Below are 10,402 nucleotides of genomic sequence, written 5' to 3'. Positions count from 1 at the left end.
GGCTGTTAGGCATGAATATTTTAGGTAAATTCGACTTTTCCATTAGCCCCCAAGACAGCGAGCTGACCTTAAAAGTAAGAGAAGAAAGTAAAGCTTTAGACTAGGCCAAGTACATCCTAACTTCTACTCGTTCGTCTCTGGCTCAATTCAGCGTAATGTCAAACTCATCTTTTGCGTAAGCATTAAAAAGCCGATTTTCTTAGAACGAAAACCGGCTTTCTTTGCGAAATTATCTGACTACACCAGCAATCACTGGGCTTTCCATGCAGGTAAGCTCAAAACTACAATGGCATACGCTCAAACATTACCCCCTGCGTTCTACCGTTACTAATATCTATTTTAGTTACCTTGCCGTTTTCATCTCGAATGAAACTCAAATCACTATAAAGGAAATACGTTTCGCTGAAGACATCCCGCTCTGAGGGAGTCAACGTCAATTCTGGGAGATTGTACAGTTTGAGTGTAAGACTATTCTCTTCGTCAATTTCTATTGTGTAGAGAACCTCTAATTCATTGGAAAAGTATTTACCAGTGTAGTCGGCCAATTGCTCTTTACTCGGCTCAAATAGCTCTAGCTTTGTGAACTCGTAGCGCTGCGTACTGAAATTGGCTTTGATCGAGATGCCGCTTATTTCCTCATTGTCCATTAAAAAGAGTACATTGTATTGCCCATCGTTAACCGTAAATTCTGTCTCAGATAGCGCAATCATCGGCAAATTGTTCTCATCATTAAAAGCCATTTTTAGCTGTCCGTCTGAAGCAATTATCTCCAGTGTCATTCCAAGCATTTCAGATTTATACTTTCCAGCTAACTGATCCAAATATTCTGCGGGTAAACTAAGACTACTTGTGCCTTCTTTGTTATCGTCATCTTCTGATGGCTCTATAAAATGCTCGCCAAAAATCAGGTCAACAATATCGTTCCACATACCCATGTTAAAGGCTGTGTTATTAGTGTTTAAAAATACCCCTTTTTCAAGCTTGGGAAAAAAAGCATAGTTAGTGTAATGTGCCATATCAGCACCACTGTGAGAATACTCCAATAATCCGTTATATTCTGTTACTCCCAGTCCTAGAGAATAAGTTTGTTCTTCACCGTTAGTGAGTACATTAGGGGTTGTCAATTTAGTAATTAATTCTTTGCCTCCCAACGCGCCCGTGATGAAATTTTGCGACCACTTAGCCATATCTGAGACAGTAGTATAAATACCGCCAGCACCCGGTGCTGAATACAAGTCACCAGTTTCTCGAAAACCAAATTCGTCAGTGTCGTATCCTTGAACCGCATTAGGGATGATATGGCCAGGGTCCCGTCTTACATAAGTGCTGCTCATATTAAGTGGTACAAAAATATTTTCCTTCATCCATTCGGGAAATGACTGCTCGCTAACCCTCTCAACAATGAGTGACAGCAGAATGAAGCCTGTATTGTTGTAATTCATTTCCTCGCCCGGCGCAGCTTGTAACTTTGTTTGCTTCTTAACCACGTCAATAGCTTGATCTTTGTAAATGAATTCTTCGCCGGTCCAACCACGCATCCCTAATAAATTGAATATTTCTCGTAAACCCGATGTATGTGTAAGGACGTTTTTGAGAGTGATACTAGTAGTGAATTCAGGGAGTTCTGGGAGATACTTACGAATGTTGTCGTCTAAGCTTAGCTTACCTTGTTGTTCAAGCAGTAGTATTGCCATTGCAGTAAACTGCTTTGAAACAGAGCCAATATTGGTTGGCATATCAGGAGTAAATGCGACATCATGCGCAATGTTCGCCATACCTACAGAATGAATGTGGGTGACTTCCCCGCCTTCAAAAACGCCAATTACAGCACCAGGAGTAGCTTCTTTATCATAGGGACTAAGCAACTGCGCTAGACGTTTCGAAGGATTATTAGCGATAGCTTCGTTACGCACGAGCTGTATTGAATATAGACCAGAGGTACTTTCACCAAAGGGACTTACCACTACTTTATAGTCGCCAGTCATCTTGGTATTTATGGTGAAAGGCTCAAAACCAGTTTTAGTACTATTGAAGGATCTAATTTCCGTGCCTTCGGGATCAAAGACCTGAATTTTAACATCTACTGAGTTTTGCCTAACCTCTCCAGAAAAAAAGTGCTTCTCTGTGGCCTTAATGAGGTAATTGTGAGTTTCCCCCTCTTTCAATTCCCGTTTCACACTATCAAGTGTTTGCAGCACTGGATTTTCTTTAGCGCTAAGGATAGGCGGCGCTACTAAAACGAATAGAGCGCCTAATACGATTAAGTAATTCATTCTGTATTCCTTTACTGAATTAAATATTGATTTGAGCTTTTTAATTAGAAAATTTACACCGTGTTTTAAGATATAGCACAAAGAAGAAAGGTTTCAAGATAGATATTTACGAGGGTTTTGTTGCGCAAGTTATAATTTAAATACTTCGCGAATACGCCTTACCAAAATTAAACTGCAAGAAATAATTACCGCCCTACTTTGCTATTAAGTGGGACCACAGACGCCTTCGTTCATCCCTCAGATTAAGCGTTCTTATAAATCATGCTACACACTTCTGCGCCACGTTCAAGGCGGCTCAATGTCAGCGTCGAGCAGTAAGATCATCTAAATTTTGTTTAATCAATGTCGGTATCACGCGCCTCGAACTCATCCCCTGTAGCCCCCATCAAATACACGTTACAAACCTTTCAAAAATCTACCTACGTGAGTACGTATTTTTAACTATTCACTTGACGAGAATAAAATTAAGCTTACACTTGTGCGCTGACTGAGCATACACTTGTACGCTTAAATTATTTTTACTCTCTAGCTAAGTCTGTTTTGAAAAATTAATAGGTGTGATCTCAACGTTGAAACTATTACTCGATAATCTAGCCCATCGCTTGCTCCATCACAGTTCATGGAGAGGATATTGGGAAGTGCTTGTGCAGCAGGTTAAACCTGCGTGGCGAGATGGCTATTACAGAGCGCAAGTTGAAGCTGTCAGAAATCTTAGTTCTGACATGCTGGAAGTTATTCTAACGCCCGAAAAAGCTTGGCCTAGTCATATTGCAGGGCAACATATCGCGCTAACCATTGAAGTGAATGGAAGGCTTACTACCCGCGTATTTACCGTTGCTTGCGGGGCAAGCTTTCACCGCGAGACGAAAAATATTCGGCTTATCACTAAGGTCAATAACGAAGGTGCACTTACCCCGGCTCTTTCCTCGATAACACCCAATACATGGGTGAATATTTCGGCGGCTAAGGGGAATTTCACCTTGCCTAATACCGATAAACCCGTACTTATGGTTGCGGGCGGATCGGGCATAACGCCGTTTATCGCTATGCTTGAAGACGCCATTGAAAATAACCTAATACACCGCGCACCTGTTCATCTGCTTTACTTTGCAAAGCCCAACGAGCACGTGTTGCAAAGCGAATTACTAGCACTTCAAAAACGCGCCAACAACTTTACTTTTGCCGTGTTGACTCGACAAAAAGATGGCGATGTAAAGGATTACCTATCCCACTTTGCTGATGCCCACTGGTTGGTGTGTGGCCCTAATGCGATGTACGAGCAGGTACGTGAAGTAGCAAAACTGGTGAGGGCAACGTTAGACAGTGAACATTTTGCCGCATTGCCCACTGTGAACATTGGAAGTTTGAGCGAAAAAGAAACCTTTTCTTTGATGCACAACGGCCAGCATTTATCGGTGAATAATCAGAAATCTCTGCTTTCGCAGCTTCAAGAAGCCAAACAGCCTGTAACGTATGGCTGCGGTATGGGTATTTGCCATCAATGCCAATGTGTGAAAAAGCGGGGCGTAGTGCGCGATACCCGCACCGGCGAGTTATCCGATAGTGCCGAGCAACTTATTCAGCTGTGTGTATCGCAAGCCGTAACCGATTTGGAGATTCAACTATGAACACTCGCGTCTTAATTAATACCGAGGAACGACAACAAGCGCCTAGTAAAACTGACGCGCGATTACAACAAGCAACTACCCCACCGCAGAGCGTAAGCAAACCCGATTACGACATGTTGGAAACTCAACTTGATGCAATAAAGTCGGAAGTAAAAGATAAAATCGGCGCTGAAGATGCAGCCTATATTCGACGTATTATACTTATCCAGCGTATTTGTGAATGGAGTGGCCGCATATTATTAATGCTTGGTTTCTTACAGCCTCTACTTTGGGTAGCTGGCGTACTAAGTTTAGCAGCAGCGAAAATACTGGATAACATGGAAATTGGCCATAACGTGATGCACGGTCAGTATGACTGGATGAACGACAGTCATATAAATTCAAAGCGCTATGAGTGGGATATTGCCTGCGATGGGGCAAGTTGGAACCGGGTGCACAACTACGAACATCACACCTACACCAATATTATTGGCAAGGATAGAGACTTTGGCTATGGCCTACTTCGCTTATCGAATGATTTTAGATGGCGGGTAAAAAACCTTTGGCAGTTCGCTACCTATATTTTGCTTAGCGTAATGTTTCAGTGGGGTGTGTCGTATCACGAGATGGCCGCAGAGCGCGTATTCTTCGGCAAGAAGAAAAAAAACCGCAAAAACCAAGTAACCCATAGCGAGCTTAAAAAACGCTTTTTCAGTAAGGGCGCACGGCAGTTGGTAAAAGATTATGTGCTCTTCCCTTTGCTGGCTGGCCCGCTGTTCTTATGGGTATTGTCAGGCAACCTTATTGCCAACTTGCTACGTAACTTATGGACATCTACCATCATCTTTTGCGGGCACTTTACCGGTGATGTGGAAACCTTTAAAGCAGAGGATTGCAAAAATGAGACACGCGGCCAGTGGTACTATCGTCAGGCCTTAGGCTCATCAAATATCAAGGGCGGAAATTTATTTCACATACTTACTGGGCATTTAAGCTTTCAGGTAGAACACCATTTATTTCCTGACATTCCCGCCAGACGATACCGAGAAATGGCTCCTAAAGTACAAGCCGTATTTAAACAGCACGGTATGCACTACAATACAGGCAGTTTTTGGAAGCAGTACACTAGCGTACTAAAACGCATTGTTCGCTACTCTTTTCCTTAAGCCCTTAAGCGCAAAAACCTACCAGTCGACCATCGCGATTGCGCTGGTATTTTTGCGCGCAAAGGTATTTACAGAAAAAGGTGCTTGCAGTTAAAGGTACTGGCAGAAAAAGCTACTGGCAAAAAAGTTTTAATTCAATCTAAGCACGATAACACCGACAAAAGCAGCGGTTAAGCCTAGCACTTCTTGACGGCTAAATGTTTCTTTCAAAACAATATGAGAATAAAGGAGAATAAGTAAAATATTCATTCCTGAAATTGCGGAAACTAACCCGGTATTACCAATAGAAAAAGCGGATATTATTGCAACCATTCCACTTACATTTGCGACCCCTACTATCAGTCCGCAAGAAAAGGTTTTTATTTCCGACCAATTAGTTTTCTCTGAATATTGAGACCCTATAAATTTCTTACGCTTTGCTAACCATCTCATGGCAAAAAGAAAACTTCCAAAGCCGAACATAGACGTTAACGTCGCAAAAACATCTGCCTCTAAAAGTGTGGACTGTTTACCCATTAAATCTGTAAACGTAAAACACAATGCAGCAAGTAGCCCCCATTGCGCCCCTTTTAAATTATCAATAGAGATATCTGAAGAATATCTAAGAATACAAAGGCCACAAAAAATAATAACAAACCCAATTAATTGAATAGATGTTAACGTCTCATTCCAAATTAAAAAGGCAAAGATGAGGACAAACAAAGGCGTCAACCCTGCTAGAACGCTGATGAGTGATGCTTTTCCTACTGAAAACCCTTTGTGTAAAACAGCATTAGCGGCAAAAGATCCAAAGCCTAGCCCTATACCAACAGCGACATCTGCCCAGCCGTACCATCGTTGATTTAACAACAGTACCCCTACTACGCTGATGATAAAACCTATACAGAAAACACCAAATAGTAGTAGATCGCGATTTAAGTTTTTCTGCGATGTCCATTGATACAAGATCCCTCGCAAACCAAAGAAAAATGTTGCGAGCAACGCATAAACAATCCACATAATAAATGAATCTCATGTTCGTAATGATTTAATAGCTTAAATTGAAAAAGCAGCGCCTATAAATTAATAACCTGTTTTATTTATAGATGTCTAGGATTCTATTGTTTCATTATATGCTTTATTGATGATTATTTTATTTCAACTAGATGAAAGCGTTAGCGTAGCTAAAGAACGCATTTACTAGACAGTTTTGTATGAATGGCAGATAGTTTGTAGAAACATACTTCATAGCCGCTTCATTACCCTTGTAGGTATTAAGCGACTGCTGTAGACAATTATCGGACAAACAGATTATTGGCTTTTTTGAGTTTTGTACTAATTGCGGATATCTCCTCTGTAGCCAACGTAATTGTTGAGGTCATAAAAGCCCATAGGAAGTGTGTGGTAGCATTTTTGACGATTATTAGAAGCTATGAAAGGTCTGAAAAAACCTGCTCGATTCAGACCTGTAATAAAAAATGCTTAAGGTTTTCTTAAGTTTTTTTGTATATCCTTAAATTTACTGAGAAATTATGGGAGTGTTATGCGCATACTGTTAGTTGAAGACGATAAGCCTTTGTCCAACGCGCTTAAAGTTTCATTAAGAAAGGCAAACTATACTGTAGACTGTGTCTACGATGGTGCCAGCGCAATAAGTACACTTCGCCCATCGCAAAATGATATTGTCATTTTGGATCTAGGTCTACCAGACCAGGATGGATTAATCGTTCTCAAGAGTATTCGAAAAACTAATCCAGTACTGCCAGTCTTAATTCTGACCGCAAGAGACAAGACCTCTGACAAAATATCAGGGCTAGATGCGGGTGCAGACGATTACCTCCCCAAACCCTTTGAAATTGATGAGTTGCTGGCGCGCTTACGGGTTTTAGAGCGCAGATTAGGTACGTCTTCAGAAAGTGTGATCACTGTGCAGAACGTCAGCCTTGATACAAAGCACCATACATTGACTATTGATAGTGACATAGTACATCTTCCGCGTAGAGAGCTTATGCTTTTGAAAGCGCTAATTGAAAACGCGGGTCGCATATTGAGTAAGCATCAACTTGAGAGCAAACTCTATGAATGGGGTGAGGAAGTTTCAAGCAATACAATAGAAGTGCATATCAGCAATTTAAGAAAAAAGATGCCAGAAAACTTCATTCGAACCATTAGAGGCGTAGGGTATTGCATATCCAACTCTGGAGATTAACGTGACGTCGATTCGTCGCTTTCTTATTTTAACTCTTACCAGTGCTTTAGTCCTTATTGTCTTCAGTGCGGCGCTCCACGGCTATCGTGCCACAATAGGTATATCAACTACGCTACTAGACAATGAACTCACCGCGTTAAGTAGTGCCGTTGCTTCGTTCAATGGTGGCTCACCAGGTAAAGATCACGCTTTGTTATTTCAAATCTGGCAGGACGATAAGCTGATAAAAAGTTCAAGCAAAGTGTTAAAGGCCCCACTCTCTGACTTTAAAGACGGTTTCTCAGAAAAAAATGCTCTTGGAACACGATGGCGTGTGCATACCTCTTATGTAAAAGATGATGGCTCTTGGTACATGGTGGCGCAACCATTGAGTAATCGCTTTACGTTAGCAGATGCATTAACCGTTGCTTCCATTACTCCTTTTATTGTCAGTGTTCCCCTTCTTGTCGTAATTTTGTTTTTAGGAATAACCTGGGGGCTTGCCCCCCTAAAACAGCTTTCTCGAAAATTGGCTAAACGAACAGGTAATAACTTTTCTACCATTGCACTTGATAGAGAACCCAGTGAACTTAAACCTGTTGTTTCTACGCTCAACTCAATGTTTTCTCGACTAAGTGCTGCGTTTGAAAGAGAACAGCAGTTTGCGTCCAACGCCGCACATGAACTGCGTACACCGCTAAGTGTGATGAAAATCAATATTCACAATATTGCTGAAGAATTAGGAGATAGCGGTAAACTACTTGAAACGCTTCAACGCGACACCGATCGGATGATTGACGCGGTGAATCAATTTTTGTTACTGACACGTACCAGTCCGGAGACATTTGTAGAACAAAAAGAGGCAGTTAATCTGCACTTTGTTGCGCAAGAAGTGATTAGCGATCTATATGGAAAAATTGAAACCAAACAGCAAGAGATATCCTTAGAAGGCGATGAGATTTGGTTAAACAGCGTACATTTTATGTTGTACACCTTATTGCAAAATCTTATTACCAACGCCAGTAATTATTCCCCTGAAGGGGCACAAATTGTTGTTCGAATTGAACAACTCGCATCAAACGTAGTTTTGAGTGTCGCGGACTCGGGTCCTGGCATACCAATAAGTGAACGAGCCAGCGTATTAAAGCGATTTAACCGCGCAGCACAAGCTAAGACGACAACAGGCAGCGGCCTTGGTTTGGCCATAGTATTGCAAATTGCTGCTCTGCATAATGCCAATGTTGTGCTTGATGATGCTAAGATCGGAGGCCTTGAAGTGAAGGTGGAGTTTGAAAATGAACTCTTACTTTAAATTTTCTATTGGCCTTTTTATTGGCCTTTTATCATTTTTCTCTCCTCGTGCGTTTGCACTAACTGAAGTCGTGATAGAAATTAAAGATCATCTTTTTTACCCGCAGAATGTAGTGGTTCCAGCGGGGAAAAAGGTACGTCTTACTTTCATCAATTTCGACGATAGCCCCGAGGAAATAGACAGTTTTTCCCTTAACAGAGAAAAAGTGATTTTTGCCAAAAGCAAAGGCAGTATTTACATTGGACCGCTGACACAAGGTGAATATCCTTTCTTTGGAGAATTCCACCCTAACAGTGCAGTGGGCAAAGTAGTCGTAAAGGAACAAGAGGAGAAGCCTGATGCTCATTAATACGGTCGTACTCTTCTTAAGAGACACATTACCTATTTTTCTATTGCTCAGTGTACTTCTTGCATTACCTGGCGTTTCACGATTGTCGCTAGTATGGCGAATAGCCTCACTGTTAGTGACCGCAGCAATGACATATTCTTATCTAGGCGTTATCTCTCAACTGGCAGAGGGCGCTGGCTTTGAGTTACTAAAATCACTGCTATTAGTCACTGCCTGGATAGGTATTTGTACGCTTGTGATTTTTCCTCTTTCAAGATGTTACTTAGTGAGTGTGGGCATTACGTTGCTTGTGCTTGGTATTGGGTTACCTAACAGTTTGCATTTTATGGTGTACTTTGTATCAGAGCTCTCGCGTAACAGTGATAGCACATTGCTTTTTCTTGGTACTACAATTGGGTTGGGGATCAGTATCAGCATTGCTATTTTGCTTAATATCGCTCTAACTCACTTTTTAAGCCATAAGGCGACGTTTTTTTTCACTACAGTTTTTGTTGCCGCGCAAGTTGCAAACATTGCGCTTCTTCTGGAACAAATAGATATATTACCTACCCCACAACAAGTTTGGGATAGTAGTCAGATCATCAATGACAACAGTGAGTATGGGCATTTATTGAACGCGCTAATTGGCTATGAAGCCACTCCATCTATGAGTTACATAATGCTATTTATATTTACCCTAGTTGTGCCCAATGGTATTGCTGCAATACGGAAGCGCATACCTGCGTTGTGGCAACAAGTGGAGGATACACAATGAAGCGCGCTATCTTATTATTGTTGGTTCTTCTTGCTGCGTTTTCTGTGAGCGCTGACAATTTTACAGTAGACAGAGTCTACCACCCTTACGTATTGCCTTTTGAACGCGAATTCGAGTGGCAATTAACCTCACGTCAAAATGACAACGGTAATGTATTGATGCAACGCTATTCGTTTGGGCACGCCCTTTCTGAGTTTGTAGTCCTGGAAGCTTACCTTGTAGGAGCTCGCGATGAAAACCGAGATTTTGGAATCGAATCTTATGAGCTTGAGCTTCGTTGGATGGTCACTGAACAAGGAAAGTATTGGGCTGATTGGGGAGCCTTATTTGAATTAGAAAAGCAACACAATACGGACGACTGGGCGGCTAAGGCCGGCATTCTAACTGAAAAAGAGTTTGGCCAGTTTAGTCTAACTACTAACGTAAGCTTAGTATATGAATGGGGTGAAACCATTACCGATGAGTGGGAAAGCGAATTCAAAACGAAATTTCGCTATCGCTGGATCCCAGAGGTTCAACCCGGAATTGAGATATATGTAGGAGAGGACTATGTGGGTGCTGGTCCGGCTTTTATGGGAATTAAACGCTTCGACAGGCAAAAGCAGTTAAAATGGGAGCTTGGCTTTATCGCAGGGCTCAATGGTGACAGTAAAGATCATACATTGCGTATGTCACTGGAATACGAATTTTAATGCACAGACGTATTAAGGGCTTAAGTTTTCCTTAAGGTTTTTTACATACAATACTGCGCATCTTTACTTTCATACACGCGCC

The 10,402-nt window shown here is 41.7% G+C and carries 9 protein-coding genes; 7 read left to right on the top strand and 2 right to left on the bottom strand.

Translation table 11 applies throughout. The features are described from left to right. Nucleotides 1-281: 281 nt before the first annotated feature. The gene (locus AAC006_RS16000) at nt 282-2,273 is read right to left on the bottom strand and encodes a serine hydrolase (protein ID WP_126871439.1); all 1,992 of its coding nucleotides are present in this window, start codon (nt 2,271-2,273) and stop codon (nt 282-284) included. Between the two features lie 569 nt (nt 2,274-2,842). On the opposite strand from AAC006_RS16000, the gene AAC006_RS15995 reads away from it, so the two are divergent. Next, nucleotides 2,843-3,901 carry an iron-sulfur cluster-binding domain-containing protein gene (locus AAC006_RS15995; protein ID WP_244360669.1) on the top strand — a complete coding sequence of 353 codons (1,059 nt, stop codon included), beginning with the start codon at nt 2,843-2,845 and terminating at the stop codon, nt 3,899-3,901. Continuing rightward, nucleotides 3,898-5,046 (top strand): acyl-CoA desaturase, encoded by a 1,149-nt coding sequence (locus tag AAC006_RS15990; RefSeq protein ID WP_126871438.1) that lies wholly within the window; start codon nt 3,898-3,900, stop codon nt 5,044-5,046. The genes AAC006_RS15995 and AAC006_RS15990 overlap by 4 nt, the downstream gene beginning before the upstream one ends. Nucleotides 5,047-5,175: 129 nt before the next feature. On the opposite strand, the gene AAC006_RS15985 is transcribed toward AAC006_RS15990, so the two are convergent. Further along, nucleotides 5,176-6,045 (bottom strand): DMT family transporter, encoded by an 870-nt coding sequence (locus tag AAC006_RS15985; protein WP_013783481.1) that lies wholly within the window; start codon nt 6,043-6,045, stop codon nt 5,176-5,178. Between the two features lie 523 nt (nt 6,046-6,568). On the opposite strand from AAC006_RS15985, the gene AAC006_RS15980 reads away from it, so the two are divergent. The 5 genes from AAC006_RS15980 to AAC006_RS15960 are packed head-to-tail and all read left to right on the top strand — an operon-like array spanning nt 6,569 to nt 10,320. Then, the gene (locus tag AAC006_RS15980; RefSeq protein ID WP_013783480.1) at nt 6,569-7,234 is read left to right on the top strand and encodes a response regulator transcription factor; all 666 of its coding nucleotides are present in this window, start codon (nt 6,569-6,571) and stop codon (nt 7,232-7,234) included. 1 nt (nt 7,235) lies between these two features. After that, nucleotides 7,236-8,525, top strand: coding sequence for an ATP-binding protein (locus AAC006_RS15975; RefSeq protein ID WP_013783479.1), 1,290 nt, complete (start codon nt 7,236-7,238; stop codon nt 8,523-8,525). After that, nucleotides 8,509-8,874 (top strand): cupredoxin domain-containing protein, encoded by a 366-nt coding sequence (locus tag AAC006_RS15970; RefSeq protein ID WP_013783478.1) that lies wholly within the window; start codon nt 8,509-8,511, stop codon nt 8,872-8,874. The genes AAC006_RS15975 and AAC006_RS15970 overlap by 17 nt, the downstream gene beginning before the upstream one ends. Beyond that, nucleotides 8,864-9,628 (top strand): FTR1 family iron permease, encoded by a 765-nt coding sequence (locus tag AAC006_RS15965; protein ID WP_126871437.1) that lies wholly within the window; start codon nt 8,864-8,866, stop codon nt 9,626-9,628. The genes AAC006_RS15970 and AAC006_RS15965 overlap by 11 nt, the downstream gene beginning before the upstream one ends. Then, a complete protein-coding gene (locus AAC006_RS15960) occupies nt 9,625-10,320 on the top strand; it encodes a hypothetical protein (protein ID WP_126871436.1) in 696 nt (231 codons plus the stop codon). Before AAC006_RS15965 ends, AAC006_RS15960 begins: the two co-directional genes overlap by 4 nt. The last annotated feature ends 82 nt before the right edge of the window (nt 10,321-10,402 follow it).

It is taken from the genome of uncultured Alteromonas sp. (assembly GCF_963976965.1).
Taxonomy (GTDB): Bacteria; Pseudomonadota; Gammaproteobacteria; order Enterobacterales; family Alteromonadaceae; genus Alteromonas; species Alteromonas naphthalenivorans.
This window is presented reverse-complemented; position numbering and strand designations above follow the sequence as displayed.